Annotated in this window: 15 protein-coding genes; 11 read left to right on the forward strand and 4 right to left on the reverse strand. The window is 67.5% G+C overall.

What is annotated here, in order from left to right:
* Positions 1–365: 365 nt before the first annotated feature.
* Together PX52LOC_RS04585 and PX52LOC_RS04590 are read right to left on the reverse strand one after the other, a co-directional pair.
* Positions 366–785: a transposase gene (locus PX52LOC_RS04585; protein WP_246173809.1), complete on the reverse strand. Its 420-nt coding sequence runs from the start codon at positions 783–785 to the stop codon at positions 366–368.
* Complete coding sequence (locus PX52LOC_RS04590; RefSeq protein ID WP_168218799.1) at positions 743–1,183, reverse strand: transposase; 441 nt, start codon at positions 1,181–1,183, stop codon at positions 743–745. The genes PX52LOC_RS04585 and PX52LOC_RS04590 overlap by 43 nt, the downstream gene beginning before the upstream one ends.
* Positions 1,184–1,569: 386 nt before the next feature.
* Between PX52LOC_RS04590 and PX52LOC_RS04595 the strand changes: the two genes are divergently transcribed.
* The 5 genes from PX52LOC_RS04595 to PX52LOC_RS04615 all read left to right on the forward strand — a co-directional run bounded on the left by PX52LOC_RS04595 (position 1,570) and on the right by PX52LOC_RS04615 (position 9,848).
* Entirely contained in the window at positions 1,570–3,039 is a 1,470-nt protein-coding gene (locus PX52LOC_RS04595) for an HlyD family secretion protein (RefSeq protein WP_246173652.1), read from the forward strand.
* The gene (locus tag PX52LOC_RS04600) at positions 3,036–4,622 is read left to right on the forward strand and encodes a DHA2 family efflux MFS transporter permease subunit (RefSeq protein WP_246173653.1); all 1,587 of its coding nucleotides are present in this window, start codon (positions 3,036–3,038) and stop codon (positions 4,620–4,622) included. The genes PX52LOC_RS04595 and PX52LOC_RS04600 overlap by 4 nt, the downstream gene beginning before the upstream one ends.
* A gap of 55 nt (positions 4,623–4,677) precedes the next feature.
* The gene (locus tag PX52LOC_RS04605) at positions 4,678–5,145 is read left to right on the forward strand and encodes a hypothetical protein (RefSeq protein WP_149108988.1); all 468 of its coding nucleotides are present in this window, start codon (positions 4,678–4,680) and stop codon (positions 5,143–5,145) included.
* A gap of 145 nt (positions 5,146–5,290) precedes the next feature.
* A complete protein-coding gene (locus PX52LOC_RS04610) occupies positions 5,291–6,730 on the forward strand; it encodes an efflux RND transporter periplasmic adaptor subunit (protein WP_168218800.1) in 1,440 nt (479 codons plus the stop codon).
* 4 nt (positions 6,731–6,734) lie between these two features.
* Complete coding sequence (locus PX52LOC_RS04615) at positions 6,735–9,848, forward strand: efflux RND transporter permease subunit (protein ID WP_149108990.1); 3,114 nt, start codon at positions 6,735–6,737, stop codon at positions 9,846–9,848.
* A 207-nt stretch (positions 9,849–10,055) separates the two neighbouring features.
* On the opposite strand, the gene PX52LOC_RS04620 is transcribed toward PX52LOC_RS04615, so the two are convergent.
* Positions 10,056–11,642, reverse strand: coding sequence for a TolC family protein (locus tag PX52LOC_RS04620; protein WP_168218801.1), 1,587 nt, complete (start codon positions 11,640–11,642; stop codon positions 10,056–10,058).
* Positions 11,643–12,083: 441 nt separating this feature from the next.
* On the opposite strand from PX52LOC_RS04620, the gene PX52LOC_RS04625 reads away from it, so the two are divergent.
* The 5 genes from PX52LOC_RS04625 (at position 12,084) to PX52LOC_RS04645 (ending at position 19,423) form a co-directional block, all read left to right on the forward strand.
* A complete protein-coding gene (locus PX52LOC_RS04625; RefSeq protein WP_149108992.1) occupies positions 12,084–13,310 on the forward strand; it encodes a hypothetical protein in 1,227 nt (408 codons plus the stop codon).
* Between the two features lie 16 nt (positions 13,311–13,326).
* Positions 13,327–15,552: a GAP1-N2 domain-containing protein gene (locus PX52LOC_RS04630; RefSeq protein WP_149108993.1), complete on the forward strand. Its 2,226-nt coding sequence runs from the start codon at positions 13,327–13,329 to the stop codon at positions 15,550–15,552.
* Between the two features lie 18 nt (positions 15,553–15,570).
* Positions 15,571–16,746, forward strand: coding sequence for a hypothetical protein (locus PX52LOC_RS04635; protein ID WP_149108994.1), 1,176 nt, complete (start codon positions 15,571–15,573; stop codon positions 16,744–16,746).
* Positions 16,747–16,764: 18 nt separating this feature from the next.
* On the forward strand, positions 16,765–18,060 hold the full coding sequence (locus PX52LOC_RS04640; protein WP_149108995.1) for a S1 family peptidase: 1,296 nt from the start codon (positions 16,765–16,767) through the stop codon (positions 18,058–18,060).
* 85 nt (positions 18,061–18,145) lie between these two features.
* Positions 18,146–19,423 (forward strand): serine/threonine-protein kinase, encoded by a 1,278-nt coding sequence (locus tag PX52LOC_RS04645; protein ID WP_261368431.1) that lies wholly within the window; start codon positions 18,146–18,148, stop codon positions 19,421–19,423.
* A 23-nt stretch (positions 19,424–19,446) separates the two neighbouring features.
* Here PX52LOC_RS04645 and PX52LOC_RS04650 read toward each other — a convergent pair whose 3' ends face one another.
* On the reverse strand, positions 19,447–20,481 hold the full coding sequence (locus PX52LOC_RS04650) for a YCF48-related protein (protein ID WP_149108997.1): 1,035 nt from the start codon (positions 20,479–20,481) through the stop codon (positions 19,447–19,449).
* 711 nt (positions 20,482–21,192) lie between these two features.
* On the opposite strand from PX52LOC_RS04650, the gene PX52LOC_RS04655 reads away from it, so the two are divergent.
* On the forward strand, positions 21,193–24,330 hold the full coding sequence (locus PX52LOC_RS04655) for a virginiamycin B lyase family protein (protein WP_149108998.1): 3,138 nt from the start codon (positions 21,193–21,195) through the stop codon (positions 24,328–24,330).
* Positions 24,331–24,365 lie beyond the last annotated feature (35 nt).

The following is a 24,365-nucleotide window of genomic DNA, read 5'->3' on the forward strand; positions in this document are numbered from 1 at the left end:
GTGGTCCCCTCAGAGCAGTCCCCGGCGACCATCGCCACCAACTGCCGGGTCTCCGCGCCGAGGGCGACCAGATCCACAAGTCCCGCTTATTCTGCACAAAGCTCCGGAGCGCGTCGGCCTCGACAATCAGGTCGCCCGACTTTTTCCAACGGCCCGGGATCGAGCGGCGTGCCCTCCCGGTACCGCCGGTTGACGAACGCTTGCTGCCACGCGCGGGGCACACCGAAGGACCGGGCCATGGCCCGCAACGCCATCCGCACCCGGACCAGGCGGCGGACGAGTTCCTTCGTGGCGTCCGGGACCGGCCCCTTCTCAACAGATTCCGGCGAATCGCCGACCGCCCCTCCGAAGATCGAGAATTAGAGCTAGCGGACAAAACCCGTCCGGATCATGACGAGGGTCGCTGCCATCTGGACCCACGCCGGGTAGCTCCGACTACATCGGTCGAGCCGCCGCGCCACCCGGCCGAACGGGGACAGGAACGCATGCCCTCGCTCGACGCCGGAGCGGATGCGGCCGACGCCCGGCCGGCGGGGTCGGCCCTGCCACGGGGCCACGAGGCGGAAGCCGGCTCGCCGCGCCCGCTCCCGGCTCGGCCCGTTGCCGTACCCGCCGTCGCCCCGCACCCGCGGCCGGTCCCGCGGGTCGGGGTCCGGGTTCGGCCGGTCGGCCGGCGGCGGGTGGATGACCATGGCGTCGAGTACGTCCCGCGTCTGCACCCCGTCGTTGGCGTTCGCCCCGGTCACGACGGCCCCGAGGACGACCCCGTGCCGGTCGGTGGCGATGGGGACGGCGGTCCCGCACTTGCCACGATCGACGGGGCTGCGGCCGGTGGCGGCGCCCCCTTTTTTGACGGCTTCTTCGAGCCGTCGATGAGGATCTGGTCCCCGTTGACGCCCCGCAGGGCCTCGTACCGCTCGGCCGACCGCCGCCACGCCTCCCGGAAGGCGTCGGCGGTCAACCAGACCTCCCGCCGGCGGCGGATGGTCTTGCCCGACGGGAAGCGCGGCGGCACGTACTCCCACCCGATGCCCGTGACGAGGACGTACAGCAGACCGTGGAGGCACGCATGGTTGCTGGCCGGCGGCCGCCCCTCGCCCTTCCACACGACCGGCGGCAGCACCGGCTCGAAGGCCGCCCACACCTCGTCGGGTCGGCGGCGGGCAATCGACTGTAACCGCATGGCGGTGCCCCCAAGCGACACCGCCGTTGTAGGGTTTTGTCCGCTAGCTCTTAGACCGCTTCTCTGCCAACGGCGCTCCGCACTCGACCCGGCGTTCACAGGAAATGGAAGACGATCGCGACCACCTCTCCGAGACGGTCGCGGGTCAGGTTGCCGTCGTCCCCCGCCGGCCATGATGACCTCTCAAAACTGCAGCCCCGCAACGTGCAGGTGGACGATCGCCACGCGGCGAGCGGAGACCGACGGATTGCCGCTCCTGCCGCTCGTGCGGTTCGGCACTATACCTGAAAGGCAACTCCTCTCTCGTCGGTAACCACCTCCGGCGAAAACTCTGAAACGACGACCTGTTGATGTCTCCGCCCGAACTGAAGTAGGAGAACGGGACGATGGACGCACCACAATCGTCGCCCGCGCCGACCGCTGTGGCCCCACCGCCGGAACCGGCGAAAGCTCTGCCGCCGGCACCGACTCACCACCGTGGGCGATGGCCGTGGATCGTCGGCGTCTTGATGGTGCTCGCCGCGGCCGGCGTCTGGCTTTGGCCGACCGTCGCCCTGAGCATGAGCACCGTGTCCACCGACGACGCCTACATCAACGGCCACGTCACGACCGTCGCCCCGCGGGTCTACGGACAGGTCGTCCGCGTGCTGGTCGATGACAACGTCCGCGTCAAGAAGGGCGACCTCCTCGTGGAGTTGGACAAGGAGCCGTACCGCGTTCAGGTGACGATCAAGAAGGCCACGGTCACGGCGGCGGAAGCAGACCTAACGGCGGCCCGGGCCAGTGCGCGGGCCGTCGAGGCGTCCGCCCGCGGGGCACGGTGGAAGACGCAGAACGCGGTCGAGCAGGTGCACAACCAGATCGCGAGTCTGCGGGCGGCCGTCGCCACGTACAAGAGCCGGGTCGCCACCCGCGAGCGGGCGCAGGCCGATTACGACCGCGGGAAGAAGCTCGGCACCTCGCTCTCACAGGAAGAACTCGACACCCGCCAGCAGAACGTTCGCGTGGCCGACGCCGCAGCGGACGAGGCGATGGAACAGGTGGCCCGCATCCGCGTCGGCCTCGGGCAAACCCCCAAACCGGCCGAGGGTACCGACCTCGCCGCCGTTCCGGCCGACCTGCCGCAGACGTTTAGCGCCGTTCGCCAAGCCCTCGGCGAACTCGCCCAGAGCCTCGCCCGCCTCGGCCTGCCGTTGCTCGGCACCAACGACACGCCGGACGAGGCGATCGCCAAGTTCAAAAAGCTCGACGCCAACGGCGACATCGACAAGATTCTCGAAAAGCTCGTCCCCGACGCCCCGGAGGTCAAGCAGGCCGAGGCGAAACTGCTGCAAGCCAAGAGCGATCTGGCCCAAGCGGAACTGAACCTCCGGTACTGCGACATCTTTGCCGAGATCGACGGCGTCGTCACGCGACGGAACATCAACCCCGGCAACACGGCCCAAGTCGGGCAGGCGATCATGGCCGTGCGGTCGCTCACGGAAGTGTGGGTGGACGCGAACTTCAAGGAGACACAACTCGCCGACCTGAGCATCGGTCAGCGGGTGCAGGTTTTCACCGACGTGTACGGCGGGAAGAAGGCGTTCAACGGCCGGATCACCGGCTTCACCTACGGCACCGGCTCGACACTCGCCCTGCTGCCGCCGCAGAACGCGACTGGAAACTTCGTGAAGGTGGTGCAGCGGTTGCCCGTGCGGATCGAGTTTGAGGACTACGACGCGGACAAAGACGTGCTCTTCGCCGGCCTCTCGGTGGTGCCCTACGTGTACGTCAAGGAAGCCCCTGCCGGGCCGAACGCCGGGCGGAAGCTGCAACAACTGGCCCGCGAGAGTACCCCGGCCGGGGGCGGCAAGTGACCCCCACGCGGCCGACCGTGAACCCCTGGCTGGTGGCCCTGGCGGTCGTGATCCCGACGTTCATGGAGGTGCTGGACACTACCATCGCGAACGTCGCCCTGCGGTACATCGCCGGCGGCCTGAGCGCGGCCGAGACCGACAGCGAGTGGGTCATCACCAGCTACCTCGCGGCCAACGCGATTATCCTGCCGATGAGCGGGTGGCTGGCCACGCGGCTCGGCCGGCGGAATTATTTCATCGGCTCGGTGGCCGTGTTCACGCTGGCGTCCGCCCTCTGCGGGTTCGCCACCAGCCTCGAAGAACTGATCCTCTTCCGCATCCTGCAAGGGTTGGCCGGCGGCGGCTTGCAGCCCGGCACGCAGGGCATCCTGCTCGACACGTTTCCGCCCGAGAAGCAAGGGCTGGCGATGACCGTCTTCGGGTTCGCCGCCCTGATCGCCCCGATCATCGGCCCGACGCTCGGCGGGTGGCTGACGGACAACTACTCGTGGCGGTGGGTGTTCCTCATCAACGTCCCGGTCGGCTTGGGGGCGCTGGTCGCGTGCTGGGCGTTCGTGACCGACCCGCCGTACCTGGTCGAAGAGCGCGAGAAGTTCCGGCGGGAGGGCCGGCGTTTCGACCTCCTCGGCCTTGTCCTGTTGGCGACGACGATGGTGTGCTGGGAAGTCGTGCTGAGCAAGGGGCAAGAGTGGGACTGGTTCGGCGACCCGTTCGGCCGCGTGCAAGTGCTGGCGGCGCTCTTCGTCGCCGGCCTCGTCGGGCTGATCGTCTGGGAGATGCGAACACCGGCCCCGCTGATTAACTTCCGCCCTCTCGGGGAGCGGAACTTCGCCGTGGCGTGCCTCATCTGCTTCTGCGCCTACGGCGTGCTGTACGGCCAGACGACCAGCCTACCGGGGATGCTGCAATCGCTGTTCGGGTACGACGCGACCACGTCCGGGTTGGTTCTGTCGCCGGCCGGGGTGTTCGCGGTGGCGCTCATCCCCGTCGTCGGTGCGGTCATGGCCCGCGGCGTGGACGCCCGGCGGTTGGTGGCAATCGGCCTCGTGTGCATGGCCGCGGGGAACTACTGGCTATCGAACCTGAACCTGGACATCAGCCCGTCGCAGGTGGTGTGGCCGCGGGTGCTGTTCATCATCGGCCTGTCGGTGCTGTTCGCACCGCTGAACGTGGCCGCGTACAAGAACACGCCGCCGGCCCTGCGCGGGGCGGCCGTGGGCTTGCTCAGCCTGCTGCGCAACGAGGGCGGCAGCGTCGGCACATCGGTCGCGCAAACCTTGCGAGAACGGCGGGAGCAGTTCCACAGCCTGCGGCTCGGCGAGTGGCTCGATCCGCTCAACCCGGCCGTGAACACCTGGCAGCAATCGGCCCAGCCGTACTTCTTCCAGCAGACCGGCGACCCGGTGGGGTCGAACCAGATGGCTTACCAACTGTTGGACAACCTGCGGCAGCAGCAAGCCCTATCGCTGTCGTACTTCGACGTGTTCTGGTTCTTCGCGGTGGTCGCCGCGCTGTTGGTCCCGCTCGCGTACCTGATGCGCCGCTCGGCCGCCGAACCGGGTCAGCACCTCGCCGCCGATTGACCGGCATTGATTCGCGACTTGTAGGCCCACCGCGGGCCGTGTAGAGTGACACCTTGTGAGACTCCTCGGCCACTACTACCGACGGTCTATCAACGCCGTGCTCGCCATCGGGATGCTGGTGATGAGCTTCGGCGTCACGATCTCGCACTCCCACGCGGCCGGTGGTCAACCGCACGTTCACGGCTTCGGCTGGAACGCCGCCTGTCCCCTCGCCCCCGAACACCGCGACGAACCGGGCGAAAGCCACCGCCACCTGATCCTGTTCGGGTACGAACTGCCCGACGGGGCGGTGCCGCGGGACGTCACGCCTTCGCCGAGTGTCACCGCGTGCCCGTGCGTCGCCGGGTCGGAATGCGACCTCACCGCCGATGACGCTGACGCACCGACTCCGGAAGAACCGTCCACCGTTAGCCCGCCCGCCAATCCGCCCGAGCATCTCGCGGCCGAAGGCTTCACGCCACCCCTCTCGCCTCCATTGTCCTGCTTCGCCCTGCGCGCCGTCGCGGGTGTCTTGCGCCTGTAAGCGGTCCCCTCACGTCTGACCGCGTTGCGTTCCCCCTTCCTCAATCTCATTCCTCCCAACGGAGGGCACCCTCATGGTTGTCGAAACCACGACGGCCGCGCCCGTCAATTCGGTTCGTCCCGCGCCGCGTCGGCCTTGGCCGGCGGTGAGCGCAGTCCTGCTGGCCGCGGGACTCGTGGGCGGGTTGGCCCTGGCCCATCAGTTCGGTGACGTCTTCGCCCCGGCGAGTTCTTCCGCGAAGCCGACCGACGCCAAGTCGGAACCGCCGAGCGACCTCGTCACGCTCTCGCCGGAGAAGCAATCGGCGGCGGGCATCGAGACCGCGGCGGTTGCGGCCGAACCGCTCGCGGGCCGCGTCTGGCGGACCGGGCGAGTGACGCTCGACGAGGAGCGCGTGGCCCACGTCAGCCCGCCGACGGAGGGCGTCGTTCGAGACGCCCCCGCCCGCCTCGGCCAGACGGTCGCGGCCGGCGACGTGTTGGCTGTCCTCGAAAGCCGCGAGTTCAGCCAGGCGAAAGTCGAACTGCTGAAGGCCCGCATCGCGCTCGCCGCCGAGCGCGAACTCGCCGCTCGCACGAAAACGACGATGGCCAACGCCGGGGAACTGTTGGACCTGCTCGCGGCTGACGCAACACCAGCGGCCATCGACAAGGCACTGAAGGACAAGCCGATCGGCGACTGGCGGTCGCAGTTGCTCTCGGCGTACACGAAGCGGAACCACCTGAAGGCCGAGGGCGCGGCTAAGAACACGTCACCGGGCGTCATCTCGGAGATGGCGGTTCGCAAAACGGCGGCCGAACTGGAGGCGGCCGAGTCGGCGTACACGGCACTGGTCGAAGAATTCCGCTTCCAGGCCAAGAACCAGGTCAGGCTCGCCGAACTGAAGTTGAAGGACGCCGAGACGGCCTTCGACGTGGCCCGCGTCCGCCTGCTGCTGTTCGGCCTGACGCCGGACGCCGTGGACCGACTGGACCCGGTCGCCGAAGGGGCGACGGCGTCCCACCTGACGATCAAAGCCCCGTTCGCAGGCACGGTGATCGAGAAGCACGCGGTGCTCTCGGAGCGGGTCGGCCCGCAGTCACAATTGTTCGTCCTTGCGGATCTTTCCAACGTCTGGGTGCAAGCCGACGTCTTCGAACCGGACCTGCACCTGGCCCGCGACGCGGCCGGCAAGTCGATCGCCTTCCGCCCGTCGCTGGACGCGGGGACGGAGCGCACCGCGAAGGTGCTGCACGCCGGCGACGTGCTCGACAAGGCGTCGCGGGCGCTCACCCTCACGGCCGTGGCCCCGAACGCCGACCACGCCCTCAAGCCGGGGATGTTCGTGGAAGTCGGCATCGACTCCGGGGACCACACGCCGGTCGTTCAGGTGCCGGCGGCGGCGGTCCTCCGCCACGAGAACAAGCCGTTCGTGTTCGTGCAGCAGTCGGCCGACACCTTCCGCCGCGTGGCCGTCACGCCCGGCCGCACCAGTGGCGATCGCGTCGAGATCGTCGAGGGGCTGAAGGCCGGCGACCGGGTCGTGGTCCGCGGTGGGTTCACGCTCAAGTCCGAGTTGCTCAAAGACCTGATGGTGGGGGAGTAACGCCGTGTTGACCGCCGTGATCGACTTCGCCCTGGCCAACCGCTTCCTGGTGTTCCTGGGCACGCTACTGCTCCTTGCCGGCGGGGTGTTCGCGGCCGGCCGCCTGCCGGTGGACGCCGTGCCGGACGTGACGAACGTCCAAGTGCAGGTGATGACGACCGCCCCCGCCCTCGGGCCGCTCGAAGTCGAGCAAGCCGTGACGGTGCCGGTGGAGGCGAGCATGAGCGGTCTGCCGCGGGTGGAGGAAGTGCGCTCGGTGTCGCAGTTCGGCCTGTCGGTGGTGACGGTCGTCTTCGAGGAAGGCACCGACATCTTCTGGGCGAGGCAGCAGGTCAACGAGCGGTTGCAGGAAGCCCGTGACCACATCCCGCCCGGCGTGCCGCCGCCCAAGCCCGGCCCGATCGCCACCGGCCTCGGCGAGATTTACCAGTTCGAAGTGCGGTCCCGATCGGGGTACCACCACTCGCTCATGAAACTGCGGGAAACTCTCGACTGGCAGATCGCCCCGCAACTTCGCGGCGTGCCAGGCGTCATCGAGGTCAACACCAACGGCGGCGAGTTGCGCTCCTACGAAGTCCGGCCCGACCCAGACAAACTGCGGACGTTCGACATCTCGCTCGCCAAGCTGTTCGAAGCCCTGCAACAGAACAACGCGAACGAGGGCGGCGGCTACCTTCTCTTGAAGTCGCAGGAACAGCGGATCGTCCGCGGCGAAGGCTTGATCCGCTCCCTCGATGACGTGCGAAACGTCGTCCTCGCGGCCCGCGGCGACGGTACGCCGGTGTACGTCCATCAGGTCGCGGACGTGACGTTCGCCCCGGTGCTGCGGCAGGGGGCCGTCACCCTCGACGGCCGCGGCGAGGGCGTAGTTGGCATCGTCATGCTGCTGGCCGGCGAGAACTCCCGCGAGGTCGTTCGCCGCAGCAAAGAAAAGATGGAGGAGATCAAGAAGACTCTGCCCGAAGGCGTCGAGATCGACGTGGTGTACGACCGCACCGTCCTCGTCGAGCGGACGGTCCACACCCTGCAAACGAACCTGATCGAAGGCGGCGTGCTGGTGGCCGTCGTCCTGCTGGTTCTCCTCGGCAGCGTCCGGGCGGGGTTGGTCGTGGCCCTCGCGGTGCCGCTGGCGATGGCCGGGGCGTTCGTCGGCATGTGGTACGCCGGGCTGAGCGGCAACCTGATGAGCCTCGGCGCGATCGACTTCGGCCTGATCGTCGACGGCAGCGTGGTGCTGATCGAGAACGCCGTCCGCCGGGTGGCCGAACACCGCCACCAGCACAAAGAGCGGCAGGCCACGCTGGAAGTGATCCGCGACGCCTGCCGGGAAGTCGCCCGGCCGGTCGTCTTCGGCGTCGGCATCATCCTCCTCGTCTACCTGCCGATCCTGTCGCTCCGCGGCGTCGAGGGGAAGATGTTCCGGCCGATGGCCCTGACGGTCATCTTCGCGCTGCTCACGTCGCTGCTCCTCGCGCTGGTACTGATGCCGGTGCTGGCGTCGGTGTTCCTGCGGAGCGTTTCGGAAAACGAACCGTTCCTGGTCCGGTGGGTGAAGGCTGCGTACCGGCCGCTGTTGCGCATCGCGGTCGCCCGCCCGCGGCCGGTGCTGCTCGCCGCCGTCGGCCTGTTCGCGCTCAGCGTCGTGGTGGCGTCCCGCCTCGGGGCGGTGTTCATCCCGAAGCTCGACGAAGGGTCGATCGCGATTCAAGCGATCCGGCTGCCAAGCGTGTCGCTGGAAACGTCGGTGGCGATGACAACGCAGATCGAGAAGTGCCTGCTGAAGATGCCCGAGGTCGAGTCGGTAAACTGCAAGACCGGCCGCCCCGAGATCGCCAACGACCCGATGATGGTGAGCATGACCGACGTGATGGTGGCCCTGAAGCCGCGCGAGGCGTGGCGGTTCACGGACAAGGCCGACCTCGTTCGGGCCATGAAGGACGCCTTGGAAGACGAGGCACCCGGCAACGCCTACAGCTTCTCACAGCCGATCGAATTACGAGTGGCCGAACTGATCGCCGGGGTGAAGTCGGACGTGGGCATCAGCGTCTACGGCGACGACCTGGAGCAACTGCGCGCGACCGCCGATGACGTGGCCGGCGTGGTTGGCAAGGTGCCTGGCGCGGCCGACGTTTCGGTCGAACAGACCGGCGGCCTGCCGTACCTCCGCGTCATCCTCCGCCGTGACGCGCTCGCCCGGCACGGCATTAACGGCCGGGCGGTCCTCGACGCCGTGGCCGCCATCGGCGGGAAAGAACTCGGGCAAGTCTTCGAAGGCCAGCGGCGGTTCCCGCTCCAGGTTCGCTTCCCAGAGGCGGTGCGGGAAGACCTGGACAAGCTCCGACGGATCACGGTGCCGGACGCCCGGGACCGGCCCATTCCGATCGGCCAACTCGCGGAGTTGAAGTTCGAGGACGGCCCCGCCCAAATTAGCCGCGACGCGAACCGCCGCCGGGCTGTTGTCTCGTGTAACGTCCGCGGTCGGGACCTGGCCGGGTTCGTCGCCGAGGCGCAACGGGCCGTGGACCGATCGGTGAAGTTGCCGACCGGGTACGCCCTCGGCTGGGGCGGGCAGTTCAAGAACCTGCAAGAAGCGACCAAGCGACTGACGATCGCGGTCCCCGTCGCGCTGTTGCTGATCTTCGTGCTACTGCACTCGACGTTCGGCTCGTCGAAGCTGGCCGCGTTGATCTACCTGAACGTGCCGATGGCCGCGTCCGGCGGGGTCTTCGCTCTGTGGGCGCGCGGGATGGACTTCTCCATCTCGGCCGGCGTCGGTTTCATCGCCCTGTTCGGCGTGGCGGTGCTGAACGGCGTGGTGCTGGTCACTTACGTCGTCGAGTTGCGGAAGGCCGGGAAGTCGGTGGAAGACGCCGCCGCGGAGGGAGCGATGATCCGCGTGCGGCCGGTGCTGATGACGGCGCTGGTGGCGGTGTTGGGGTTCATCCCGATGGCCGTGTCGCACGGGGCCGGGGCCGAAGTCCAGAAGCCGCTGGCCACCGTGGTGATCGGCGGGCTGGTCACGTCCACGCTGCTGACGCTGTTCGTGATCCCGGCCGTCTACCGCTGGTTCGACCCGACGCGGGCAGAACGATCCCCGATCGAAGTTCTTCCGGCCTGAAGGGCCGGTTCTGTCAGCCCAGGCCGAAGGCCTGGGTAGAACGTCCCCAACAATTCGGCCCTGAAGGGGCTGTTCATTCCGGGGGGCAGGAACGAACGGCCCCTTCAGGGCCGAAAACTTGCGATTGTCGATCCCAGGCCTGCGCTTTGCTCCGACCTGGGCTGACAGAACCGGCCCTTCAGGCCGGAAAGGCAGGCGTTGCGGTCGTCACTTCTTGATCTCCGGCGGCGGGGCCGGGTACAACTCGTCGAGTTGCCCGAGATTGGCCAGATCGACCACCGCCCGCCATTGCGAATCGAGGGCTTGCAGGTACGACTGGAGTGCTTGCCCGAGGTTCTGCTGAGCGACAACGATGTCGTTGAAGCTCACCTTGTCCGGCTCCACCTGATACCGCCGCACGAGCGAGCGGTAGGCCCGGGACAGGCTCGGCAGTACCTCGTCGCGGTAGTTGGTCACGATGCGGGTGGACGACTCGTACCGGCCGTAGGCTTCCGCCAGTCGGCCGATCAGGTCGTTTTCGGTCGCCCGCAACTGCTGCCCCGCCGACGCGATCTTCGCCTGGGCCGAGCGGATGTTCCCCTGATTGCGGTCGTGGACCGGCAACTGCACGCCGATCTGCACGCCGAACTGGTACGTCTGAGCGGCGTTGTCGTACTGTTGGTACGTGCTCGTTTGCAGGTCGGGGATCGGCATCCGCTTCTGGAGTACGAGGTTCGTCTGCGCCTGGGCCATCGTGTTGCGGACCGACAGCAGGTCGGTGTGCTGCTCCAACATGCGGTCCTTCAACCCGCCCTCCAGGAACGGCGGCGGCGAAACGTCGGCCCGCCCGCACAGCGGGGCGAGGGGCAACGTCGGCTGCCCGGCGGCGGCGGCCACCTGCCGCCACGCAGCCTTGTACGTCGCCTCGGCCTGCGCCAGTGCGTTGCGGGCTTGGACCGCCTGAGCGTATAGTTGCAGCGGCTCGTACCCGGCTGCCTGCCCGACGGCCACCTGTTTGAGTTGCAGTCGGTACACCTCGTCCGCCAAGTCTGCGAGCGACTTGTTCACTTCCAAACTCTGCTGCGCGACGAGGGCGGTGAAGTACGCCGACCGCACGGCCGTCGTCACGGCGATCTCGGCCTTCCGCACGTCCACGAGCGCGTTGATGTAGTCGAACCCGGCCACCTGCTGGTTGAGTGACAGCTTACCCGCCGTCTTGATGAGCTGGTTGATGAACCCGCCCTGCTGGCCCGCTCCGCTGCCGGTGTTGCCCGGCGGGATGCGGAGGCTCGGCTGAACCTGGTCCGCTTGGTAGCCGACGTTCGGGTTCGGGTAGAGACCCGCCTGGATCACCTGGCCGTAGGCGGCATCGCTGTCGGCCTTCGCCCGCCGGATGACGGGGCTGTTCGCAAGGGCGATTTCTTGGAACTGGGCCAGCGTCATCGCCTCCGGGGAGGCGACCGGGATCGCGGCCGAGACCGGCTGAAGGGCCGGGTACGCCTGCTGGGTGGCCTTATCTCGTTCGGTCGCGGGCATGGTCGGCGTGAACTTCGGCGGCACGATCGCCGGTGCCCCGGCCCCCGGCAGCGCGGGCGGCAGGTCGAACGTGGACTTCTCGCCGGGCTTCGGTGGGGCCGCGGTTGGGGTGGCCGGAACGATTGCCAGCGCCCCGGCGGAAACCTGGTCGGCCGGCCCCGCCGTTCGCGGCAGGTAGCCGCTCGGCAGGCAGACGTCGCGGGCCGAACAGCCGGTCAGGGCGAGGACGCCCGTGCCGAGCCAGCCGAATGCCCTCGTTCGCCGCATCATGTTCGTCATGCCGTTCGCCTCGCGCCCTAGTTCCAGGAGCATCGACGCGAGAGGTTGGCGAACTTGAATCGGTTCAGGCGGCGGTGATGATTTACGGGGTTGAGCCAAATGCACGGCCGACCGGCTCCCCTACGCCCTACGACCCGCCCCTCGAATTGTTTTCTGTAAACACAGCTTCGAAGTGACGTTATCATCAACGGCGACGTGCCGTGAAAGTTCTACAACCCGGGTGCCGGGAACGAGGTTTTGCCCGGCGTGTTCTGGAACTTGCACGACCGTGCGTGACCACACCGATCGCGAGCCGTATACCAACGTCCAAGACGTTGACCGAACATCTGATTGGCCCTGCCCGCTCCGGACGATTGTTTCGCGAGGACCGAAGACGTGATCTTAGCTCGGGTAACTTGTCCGCACTGTTGGCACGTGTTCCAGGCTCACGAGACACTTTGGGTGGCCGCCCACCCGTCGCTGCGGGGCGACCCGCGGTTGGGCGACGACGCCCACACTCGCTTCCTGCCGTCGCGGTTCACCCCCGGCGGCGGGGCGCTCGACGAACTCGGGGCCGAGTGTACGAACCTGGCGTGCCCGGCGTGCCACCTGGTGATCCCCCGGCTGTGCTTCGAACACGCCCCGTGGTTCGTGTCGATCGTCGGTGCCCCCGGATCGGGAAAGTCGTACTACCTCGCGTCCGCCGTGCAGATGCTCCGGCGGCACATGCCCGACTGGTTTCAGGTGTCGTTCACCGACACGCAGGCCGACTTCAACCAACTCGTCGTGGGGTACGAGGAGCAACTGTTCGTCAACTACAACGCGCACAAGCCGGCCGCCCTCAACCAACTCGTTCAGAAGACGCAGGTCCAAAGCCCCGAGCACCACTCGTCGGTGATCGTCGCCGGGCAGAGTACCCTCCGGCCGCGGCCCATGCTGTTCTCGGTCCGCCCGCAGCAAAGTTCCGACCGGCCGCAACCGTCGGACCAATCGTCGCGGGTCATGTGCCTGTACGACAACGCGGGGGAATCGTTCCTGTCGGACGAGGTGGCCGCGGCTTCGCCCGTGACGCAACACTTGGCCAAGGCGAAACTGCTCTTGTTCCTGTTCGACCCGACGTTGCACGCGAAGTTCCACAACCTGCTGTCGAGCCAGAACATCCCCATCGCCTCGGACATGCCGTTGGACGCGGCCGCCCGCCGGCAGCACTTGATCCTGACGGAAATGGCCAACCGCACCCGCCGCCACTCGGGCATGGCGGCAGGGGCCAAGACGGACAAAATCCTGGTCGTGGTCGTCACCAAGAAAGACCTGTGGGGGCCGCTCTTGATGAGAGACCACGCCGGCGGGCCGGTCGTCATGGACATGAAGGCCGCGACGGCACTCGGCCGCCAATCGCGGGTGCTGCGATTGGACAAGATCGAAGCGCACTCGCAGCGGCTGCGGCAGATCCTCCTCGACTCGGCCCGCGAGATCGTGGACGCGGCCGAGGGGTTCGCCAGCACGGTGCTGTACATCGGCGTGAGTTCGCTGGGGGTGCAGCCCCGACAGGACCCGGCCTCGAAAAAATGGGTCGTCGCCCCGCAGGACATCAAGCCGGACTGGGTGGAGGTGCCCATCCTGTACGGGTTGAACAAGACCGTTCCGAACCTGATTACCGCCGGCCGTGCGCAGTCCGCTAAACTGTAATCGAAGGTGAAATCATATGTACGAACTCGTTTACACGTCCGCCCCGCGCGGGCTGCGGCCGGGGGCTAGTGGGTACACCGTCGTGGCCCAAACGGCGGGCATTCCGGCGGCCCTCGCCAGTAGCCTGGAAGGCCTGTCGCTGTACCGCCACCGGCACGTCGCCGCAGATGCCGGGGACGGCGTGAACCCGGTCATCTTCGGGCACTACCTCCTCTCAGTCGGGTTCCAGAAGTACCACGTCCTCACCCGCATCGTGGACGCCGGGCTGGACTACTCGGGCCGGGGGAACTTCCTGGCCCACCACTTGGCCGTGGCCGACGAGGAGTTGCCGCCGGGCGGCCCGGCCTGGGTGCTCAATCACTCTGGCGTGTTCCGCGACCGCTGGGACGAAGCCCCGGCGTCGTTGCCCCCGCGAGGCCAAATGCGGGCCGGCGATGCCCCGCCGAAGCGGTGCCGGGGCTGGGAACAGACCCTCGGCGACGCGGGTTGGGGCGGCGTGCTGGCCGCCGCCCTGGACCCGGCCCGCCCGGCCGTGATCGTGTTCCAACCGGGCCAGGACGTTCTGCCGCTGATCTCGGAATCGTTGGCCCTCCTATCGCCCGACGAGCGGTGGCAGGTGACGTTTTCCACGTACTATCTCGGGACACCCGCCGGCGTGCGGTGCCAGTGGCGGTGCGTGCCGGCCGACTCGCCGGACCTGTCGAAGTTCATGGCATCCGGCGTGGTGATCCGGGCCGACCGCCCGACCCGCGAGGAACCGGAAGGCCCGCTCGTGGAAGCCGCCCGTAACGGGACGGCCCCGGCGGTTGCCGCGCCATCGCGGCGGAGCGAATCGATCACCCCCCCGTCGGCCGCCGTTTACACACCGCCCGCCCGCGTGGAACCGCCGGCCCCACTCCGTGCGCCGTCGCGCGTCCCCGCGCCCAGCCCGAAGGCCGCCGCAGCGGAGACGCGGACCGCTCGGGAACTCGACCACCACGAACCGGCGGGCGGCCTGGGGCGTATGCTCATCGGCCTGGGCATTGGTGCGGCGGCGGCGACGATTCTGTTGGTCGGCATTGAAGCCGCCACGGGCAACGGGCTTCTCGGGCTGATGGCCAACAAGGACAAGGCGGACGCCGCGGGACTTGCCGAGAGGGATGCCGCAATCGACCAGAAGAATCAGGCCGAGGAGCGAGCGAATCGGTTTGAGCAAGAGGCGAAGGGGTTGCGAGAAAGACTGCGGGAATTCAACGACCGGCCCAGACCATTCCACTCACCCGATCCGGAGCCCAAGAAGGACGTGAAGTCCGAACCCAAGAAGGACGTGAAGCTCGAACCCAAGAAGGACGTGAAGTCGGAACCTCCCAAGTCGGATCCCCCAAAAGTGGAGGCCCCGAAGCCACCAATGGATAAAGCGGGCACGAATGGTCCCAGCAAGGGCAAGGATAAGAAGACCGAAACCGAGAAACATTCCCCGCCAGCCATTGGGTCGTTCCAGCCAAGGGGCATCAACAAGAATGAAGCGTCGGAATTGGTTCTCGACGACGTGGAAAAAGTTGAACTCGGCGACCTTCCGAGTTACATGGACAAGCCGATCGAAACAAAATCGGGTTATACTTTATCCCTGACGATTCCCGCAGGTAAAGACCAACAAGGCACGCCCACGCCACCACAGAGGGTGGAAGTCGGCCAGTTGGTTGCGACCAAGAATAGTTCGAAAACAACACTCGAAATCAAACCGCCTGATAACCAGGCCACTAACGGGGTCACGCCTTTGATCCAAGCGGGGCTCATACAGATCGCCACAAGCAAGAAGCCACGACAGTATTACCTTGCCTACAAGCCGGCCGTATTTTCAGGGCACCAGGTTTTGGAGGAAAAAAGACAACCGGATGCAAACATTCGGGCGTGGTGGTGGAGCAGATTGAAGAGCGGCATCTTCTCCCAAAAGCTATTCGATTACAATCTGTATACCGAGCGGGGCGGAGAATTGAAATTCCGCCCGAAGGCCCAAATTGTCGTGGGTACAGAGACGATTACGCTCACATCGTCCGATGGGAAACTTGCCGACAAGCTGACGCACAAGGCAAAAGACAACAAAGTTTATTCCATGTATCTGGACAAGGGCGATCTGATAGTTACAACCCCGCCGGACATCCGTGAATGCAAAATCGAATTCGCGGATGTCGTCCGGCCGGTTGGGAATAAAGAATTTGAAGACGTCGGCCTCGAAGTTTTCTCATTAGGGAAAATGAAGTAACTCCCCGGAGCCTCCCGCATGGCGGACAACATCGCTCAGCTCCGGAACGCGCTGGCCACGATTTCCGGCTCGACGTTCGGCCCCGACTACTTGCCCACGGACGACATGCTCCCGCGGTTGAAGCAGGCCGGGTACGCCTATGCCGAGGCCACCCGAGAAGTCAACGAGCGGTTGTTCAAGTGCGAGCAACTCCTCGGCGTCGGCCAGCGGTCCGAGGCCATCCGGCAGGCGGTCATTGACCCCGACCTGCTCAAGCGGTTCGCGGAACTCGACATCCCCGTCCGCGCGGCGTGGACGGAGTTCGCCGGGCGGAACGGCCTGCCGGCCCCGGCCGCCCTGAACCGAACGGCCGCCACCACACTGAACCAGGCGTTCGCGGCCGAGGAGCGGGTCAAAGACAACCTTCAGCAGTTCCGCACCCTGTCCCTGTCCCGGGCACCGCTGCCGCAGCGGCTGACCGTGCTACGGTTGCTTGTGCAGACGGAGCCGGCCAACGTCGCCTGGATCGACGACCTCAACCGGTTCGAGGTGGCCCGGTTCGACGAAATTCGCTCGATGGCCGCCCGCGTCCGGCAGAACGACGACCTCGCGCTCGCGACCGAACTCGCCAAGGAAGTGCAGGCCCCCGCGTGGGTGACCAAGCCCCCGCTCGACCTGATCGACGTCGTCCTCCGGGCGCACCAGGATGTGCTCCGGCGTGACCTTCAACGGGGCTTGCGAGTCCTCGAAGGCCGCATGACCGACGCCGTCCGCGGGTGGGACGACGTGCCCGGCGACGACGAGGAAGCGGACAACGCCCGGGCCGCGTTCCTGGCCGACGCGAAGGCCGTCCGCAAGGACGTCCGCAACGTCATGGACCAGTTCGAACTGGCCGACGCCGACCCGTTGCTCGACCCGTTCCGGGACGTGTTCCAGTGGATCAAGACGCAGGAAGACGACGAGGCCCACGGGCGGAAGTTCCAGAAGGCGGTCCGCGCACTGTTCCAGGCGATCCGCGACAACCACGACTGGTGGTACGTCGCCCAGTGCTACCGGCAGGTGTGCGCGTTCAACCGGCCGATCCCGCAGGAGGCGCTGGACGCCTACAACACGGCCAAGCGGAAGCGGGGTATCTTCAAACAGGCCATCATCATCGGGGCCGTCGCGCTGGCCATCGTGGCGGTCGCGGTCGTGTTCATCGTTCGAAAGCCTTGACGCGAAGGGGGACGGCGCATGGATCTGTGGTACGTGCGGACGCGCGGGCGGGTCACGGGGCCGTTCCGCATCGACGACATCCGCACCATGCGGGCGAACCGGCAATTGCAAGGGTTCGACGAGGTGTCGCAAGACCAGATGACCTGGGAGCCGATCGACCTCGTCCTCAGCCCGCAGGCCGCGACCGCACCCGCCACCGCGTTGCCGACGACCACGGCCTACGACCCGGGCCGCGGGGACACGCACCGACGGCGGCCGCAACAGAAACAACCGTTCACCCTCGGCCGCAGTGGGTGGATCGTCGCCGGCGGGACGATCGCGGCGAGCATTCTCGCCGTCGTCGTCGTGTTCCTCCTGACCCGCCATCGGGGTGAGAAGCCGGCGGCGACCGATAAGCCCGCCCAAACCGTGCCGCCGAGCGCCCGCGCGGAGACGGTACCGAACGGGGTCATTAAGTTCGGCCCGACGGTGACCGCCTCGGACCGGGACACGGTGCTCGCGGCGAGCGTCGGGTTGGTCGTCGCCGGGGCCACGATCACGCGGTCCGATGGCACACAGTACGACGAGCCGGAGTCCACCGGGACGGGGTTCGCGGTCGCCCCCAGCGGATACTTGCTCACCAACGCGCACGTCGTCGATTCCGTCGCCGCCGCCCGCCGGTCGCCGGCGCGGGCCGACGCCGAGCAGAAGTTGAAGATCAAGGTCGAACCGAAGCTGTGGGTGTTCTTCGGCAAGGGGGACAAGTACGAGGCGGACCTCGTCCACCGGAGCGAGGACTACGACATGGCCATCCTCAAGGTGAACCGCGCGTGCCCGTGGTACTTCCCGCTGTGCGACCGGCCGGCCGGTCAGATCCCGAAACTGGACGGCGTGTCGTCCGTCGGGTTCCCGGGCGTCGACCGGGAGGTGGTGACGCAGAAGGAGTTGGTCGAGAAGATTTTGCGGGACGCGGGCGTCGGGCCGATTCAGTCGAAGTTCCCGGAGTCGGCGTTCGAGGTCTCGGTCCGCGGCGGGAGCGTGACCAAGCGGGCGGAGCAGCGGCGCATGAGCGCCAGCCAGCAGGACTCGTTCGTCCTCCAGCACACGGCCCAAATCTTCGGGGGCAACTCGGGCGGCCCCCTCGTCACGAACGTCGGCCTGGTCCTCGGCATCAACACGTGGTCCCAGCGGAAGGTCGTCCAGGACAAGGCGGGCAAGGTCATCGCGGACCAGGGGAACCTGAACAACATCAACTACGCCCTCACCCTGCCGCAGTTGCGCTCCGAGATCGACAAGCACGTCCCGTCTGTGGCGTGGCAACCGCTCGCGGAGTGACCCCTGGCTCTCATCCCCGAACCGGGAGAGGATCATCGCAAGCCATCAACCCCCGCCGCCCGGCCCCGCGGCCGCGCCGCGGACCATCGGCAAGTTCCAGGTCGTTCGCGAGATCGGGTGCGGCGGCATGGGCGTCGTGTACGAGGTCACGGACCCCCTCCTGGGGTGCAGCCGGGCCATGAAGATGATGCTCGACGCCTTCGCCCGCCGGCCCGGCGCGAAGGAGCGGTTCCTCGCCGAAGCGAAGGTCATGGCCGCCCTCGGCAACCACCCGAACGTGGTCATGGTCCTCGAGTACGGCGAGTACGACGGGCAGCCGTACCTCGTCATGCCCCTGCTGCAAGGCCGAAGTCTGGAGGCGGCCTTGCGGACCGCCGTCCCCCCCGCGCTCGGCGAAGTGCTGCAAGTCGCCGAACACGTTGCCCGGGGGCTGTCAGCGGTCCACGCCCGCAAGCTCGTCCACCGCGACATCAAGCCGGCCAACATCTGGCTGGAGGAGAACCCCGACGGCTCGCCGGGGCAGGTTAAACTGATGGACTTCGGCATCGCCCGGGACGAACCCGGCGAGGGGGAGGCGGTCACGCAGGAGACCGGCACGGCCGGGTACATGTCGCTCGAACAGCTCCGCGGGTTGGAAGTGGGGCCGCGGACCGATTTGTTCAGCCTCGGCGTCGTCCTGTACCGGATGCTGGCGCACCAGATGCCGTACTCGGTCCGCAGTTGGCCGGACTACATGGAGTCGCTCACCAATCACACGCCGACCCCGCTGCACACCCTCAACCCCGCCGTCCCGAAGGCGCTGTCGGATCTGGTGGATCGGATGATCGCCCGGGCGACCGACGTGCGGCCGGACAGTGCGAAGGCCGTCGCGGACCAGTTCGCCGCGATCGCGGCCGGGCGGGTGGGGCCTGCGCAACCCCAAGTGGTCGATTCTTCGCCTTGGTGGCAAGACCAGCAACCGGCGCCTTCGGCCGACCCGCCGGCCCCTTCGACGCAGGGGAAGGCAAAGCCCACTCAGCGGGCACCCGAGCCGCCCGTCGCCCCACCGCCACCGGTGGCCGTCGTGCGACCACCCGTTGCGAAGCCCGTGAAGGACGAGAAAGTTCCCGCGTGGCTGACCGACAGTCGGGAGAACAAGGCGCGCGGGTCGGACGTTCACAAGGTACGGCCGCTCCCGCCGGGAACGGGGACGATGAAGCCGCTTCCCCCCTACGTGCCGTTGCGGAAGCCGGGAAGTGATCGAGACGCGCGGCCGGTTTCGCCGTGGTACGCCCGCATCCCGCAAACGTGGCTGCTCATCGGCGTGGCCGCGATCGTCGGGGGCTGCGTCATCCTCATCGCATTTCTGTTAACGCGCGGATAGGGCGGGGCGTCCCGGCCCGAGAATCAAGCCGATTCACCCCCCTCTTGGGGGACGAACGGAATGTACGGGCACCGCGTCTCCCAGTTCCGCCCGCCGTCCGAAGAAGCGAGGATGGTGGCCGTGCCGGACGAGTTGCCCATAGTCGCCCAGGCGTGGCGGTCGTCGGCGAAGCGGACGTGCCGGCCGGCCGTGCCGGTGGCCTGCGACTCCCGCCAGACGCGGCCGCCGTCTTCCGTGAACCAGACCGACCCGTAACCGCTTACGCACCCGATTAACGGGGTCCAAAAGTCCACGCCCCCCGTCCGGCTGCCGCTGACCGTCCACGTGTTCCCGCCGTCGTCGCTGGCGGCAAATGCGTCGCCGCCGGCCCGGACCGCAGTCGCCGTGGGCACCGAAACCGACCACAACCCGACCCCCGCCGAGTCGAGGCACCGCCCCCAGGTGCGGCCGCCGTCCTTCGTGCGATAGATCCGCCCCCGGGAGGTCGCGACCCGCTCGGCCGACAGCCAGTCGTGGACTTCCGACCCCTGCCGGTGCCCGCCGCTCACCCAAAGGTAGTACGCCGTGGTGGCAACCTGATCGTGGGTCGGCGAGTGGTGGTCCATCGCCACGGCGAAGCCGGTGTACGGGTCAGCGAACCGGACAGCCCGCAGGGTGGCATTCTCCCCGACGTCCGACGTCCGCCAGGTTCGGCCGCCGTCGTCCGAACGGAACACCCGGCCCGCGTCGCCGACGCACCAACCGACCCGCGGATCGACGAAGAACACGCCGCGACCGGACGCATTCTCGGGGAGGGGAACGGTTTCCCACGTCCGGCCGCCGTCGTCGGTCCGGCCGACGAACCCGTCCAACGAAACAACCCACCCGTGCACGGGGGTAGCGAAGTACAAGGATTCGAGGTGCCCAGGCGGCAGACCGACGTGGACGCACTGACGCCAGGTGCCCCCGCCGTCGGACGATTCCAACAGCCGCGCGCAACACAGCGTCCACCCCTGGTCCGGGCTGACGAAGTGAATCGGGCCGGTGAAGTAGTTCATCCCCGCGGGGTTTCGGGCCATTCGCGCTCTCCTCGGCCGCAGCCGTCAGTCGTACTCGCAGTGCCCCCAGAAGGGGACATGATCGTTGGTCGGATGGAGCCGCACGAGGGCCGGTTCCTGGAGTTTATCATTCGGGACGGCCGCCCGGCGGACGAGGCCCGAATGCGAAGTTGGGACAACCGAAGCGGAATCGGACCACGGCGACAGCCGTACGAGTGAAGGCGAATGGATCGTCTCGCACGCCGCATCACCTCCCGTTGGGGTCGAAGTCACAAGGGCAATCGGGGGCGATTCGGGTTAACCCGGACTGTCAGGCAGGCGTTGAATTGTGCCCATCTTGGCAACCGGGGCGATTCGCCACAAGGAGAAATCCGTGAATTTCCCCCTTTTCACTTGCTACGTAACGGAATCTACGGAATATCTCAGTCTTTAAATCTCAAAGAATGTCTTGAGATTATTCTTTCTGAGAATACCTTGTTCGCGTCAGTGCTTCGGCTGTCGCGTTTACTTTGATTATCCGATCTTTTATCGATTCTGCTGGGATATTCGATTTTCCGACATAAGCCGAAAAAAAGATCTAATATTGTCTTGACATCGCATCAGAATTCGAGACACTGCCATTCTCTTATTTCCCCTATTTTAACAACTTTGAGTGCATCTGCCGTGACTACACCGAAACTCTCTCGATCGCGTCGAACCCGGCTGGCCGTCGAACACCTCGACGATCGTTGCGTGCCCGCCGTCATTACCGAGCAGTCGCTGACGAGTGCCGTGCCGACGCCGCAGGGCGTCGTCGCCGGTCCGGGCGGCATCTGGTACACCGACCCCGGCGCGAACAAGATCGGACGGATCGCGACCACGACCGGCCTCGTCACCGAATACTCCTTGCCCATGGCCGCCAGCGACCCGCGGGGCATTGCAGTCGGCGGCGACGGGGCACTCTGGTTCGCCGAGTTCGGCACCGACAAGATCGGCCGCCTCGACCCGGCCACGGGCGCGATCACGGAATTCCAACTGACCACCGGGGTCGGGCCGACGGAGATCACGGCCGGGCCGGACGGCCGGTTGTGGTTCACGGAAATTGGCGCCGACCAGATCGGGGCGATCACGACGGCCGGCGTCGTCACCGAGTACGCGGTTCCCGGCGCGGGCAGCCAGCCGTTCGGCATCACGACCGGGCCGGACGGCCGCCTCTGGTTCACCGAGATCGGGTCGAACGAGATCGGCGCGATCACCACGGCCGGGGTGGTCACAGAATTCGCTCTGGCGTCGCTGACGGCCCCCGGCGGGATCACCGCGGGACCAGACGGCAACCTGTGGTTCGGCTCGACGGACTCGGCGACGATCGGGCAGATCACGCCGGCCGGGGTCGAGACGGACTTCACCGGCTTCGGGTCCGCGACGACGAGCGTGCTGGACATCGTGACCGGCTCAGACGGGGCGCTCTGGTTCACCCAAGGCGGGGCCGACATGGTCGGCCAGATCACCATCGCCGGCGTCGTCACCAACGAGTTCGCCACCACGAGTGGCGGCACGCCGACGAGCATCGCGTCGGGGGCCGACGGCAACTTGTACTTCACGGAACCGAACGCCGCCGCTGTCACGCAGATCACCCCGACCGGCACGCAAACGTCCACGATTCTGACGGCCTCCTCCGGCCCGACGGACGTGGTCGCGACCGCCGACGGGACGATCTGGTTCTCGGAATCGGACGCGAACAAGATCGGCCGCGTGGTCCCGACGACGAACGCGGTCATCGAGTACACGCTCCCGACGGCGGCCAGCGACCCCCGTGGCCTCGCGGTCGGGTCGGACGGCAACGTCTGGTTCGCGGAATTCGGGAGCGGCCAGATCGGCCGGATCACCGCAGCCGGCGTGCTGACCGAGTTCTCCACCGGGTTGACCGTCGGGGCCTCGCCGCGCGACCTCGCGTTGGGGTCCGACGGGGCGATCTGGTTCACCGAAGTTGGGGCGGATCAAATCGGCCGGATCGCGACCGACGGCACTATCACCGAGTTCGCGGTGCCGGGGGCCGGCAGTCAGCCGTTCGAAATTGCCGCCGGGTCCGACGGCCGCCTCTGGTTCACCGAGTTCGGATCGGACGAGATCGGCGCGATCACGACGGCGGGCGTGGTCACGGAATTCGCCCTCCCCGCGGCCGGCAGCGGCCCACTGGGGATCACCGCGGGGCCGGACGGGGCACTCTGGTTCACGGAGTTCACCAGCAGCAAGATCGGCCGGATCACGACCGCGGGCACGATCACGGAGTTCGCCACGACGACGGCCGCCGCCGGGCCGACGGGCATCGCCGCGACCAGCGACAGCATTTTCTTCACGGAAGCGACCGCGAACCAGATCGGACAGATCTCCCCGAGTGGGACGATCGTAGAGTTCACCGACGGCATCAGCGCGTCGGCCGGCCTGGCGGGGATCGCCGCCCTGGCGTCCGGCCAACTCGTCGCCGCCGAAACGACCGCGAACCAACTGGCGACCGTCGCGCTGTCGGCCGATTTGACGATCACGAAGACCGACAACCTGACCACGCTGGTTGCCGGGAACAAGGTCACCTACACGATCGTCGTGACGAACGCGGCGGGCGACCTGGTTTCGAACGCGAAGGTCACGGACACCGTTCCGGCGTCGCTGACGGGCGTCACCTGGTCGGCGGTGTTCGCCGGCGGGGCGACCGGCACCGCCGCGGGCACCGGGTCGATTAGCCAGACCGTCAGCCTGCCGGCCGGTGGGACGGCGACGTACACCCTGACGGGAACCGTGGGGAACTCCGGAGTCGGGACGCTCTCCAATACGGCCACCGTTTCGTCCACCGTGACCGATTCGGTGCCCGCGAACAACACGGCAACCGACACGACGACCATCACCCCGGCCCCCGTCAACCTGCCCGCCGCATTCGCGGTCGGCACGGACGCGGGCAGCGCGGCTTCCGTCCGCGTGCTGGATTCCGAAGGGGCGTTGCTCTACGCCGTCTCGCCGTTCGCCGCCACCTTCACCGGCGGCGTGCGGGTCGCCACGGCCGACTTCAACGGCGACGGCGTCATTGACGTCGTCGCCGCGACCGGCCCCGGCGCGGTCACGCAAGTCCGCATCCTGGACGGGAAGACCCAGGCGGAACTGTTCAGCGTTCAGCCGTTCGAATCCGCCTTCACCGGTGGTGTCTACGTCTCCGCGGGCGACATCGACGGGGACGGCGTGCCCGACCTGATCATCTCGCCGGACCAGGGCGGCGGCCCTCGCGTGGACGTCTACTCCGGGGCCACGTTCAAGTCCATCGCGTCGTTCTTCGGCATCGCGGACCCGAACTTCCGCGGCGGTGCCCGCACGGCCGTCGGCGACGTGAACGGCGACGGCCGGGCGGACCTCGCCGTGGCGGCTGGGTTCGGCGGCGGCCCGCGGGTGGCCGTGTTCGACGGGACGACCGTCGTCGGGTCGAACCCGACGCGGCTGTTCAACGACTTCTTCGCGTTCGAACTGACCCTGCGGAACGGCGTGTTCATCACCCTGGGCGACCTGGACGGCGACGGCAAGGCGGAGATCATCGCCGGCGGCGGGCCGGGCGGCGGCCCGCGGGTAACCGCGTTCAGTGCAGCCGACCTCCTGAGTTCCAGCGGTGCGACGATGACGCCGTTGGCCAACTTCTTCGCCGGCGACCCGAACAATCGCGGCGGGGTCCGCTTGACCGCCAAGAACCTGGACGGCGATAATCGGGCCGACCTCATCGTGGGGTCGGGGGCGGGGAACGGCAGCCGCGTGACTTCGTACCTGGGCGCGAACATCACCCCGACGGGAACGCCCCCCGTGGACCTCGATTTCGACGCCTTCGCCGGGTTCACCGGCGGCGTGTTCGTGGGTTGATCGACGACGGCCGAGACGTGCGTGAACGACACCGT

Origin of the sequence: Limnoglobus roseus (genome assembly GCF_008254045.1) — a bacterium.
Classification (GTDB): Bacteria; Planctomycetota; Planctomycetia; order Gemmatales; family Gemmataceae; genus Limnoglobus; species Limnoglobus roseus.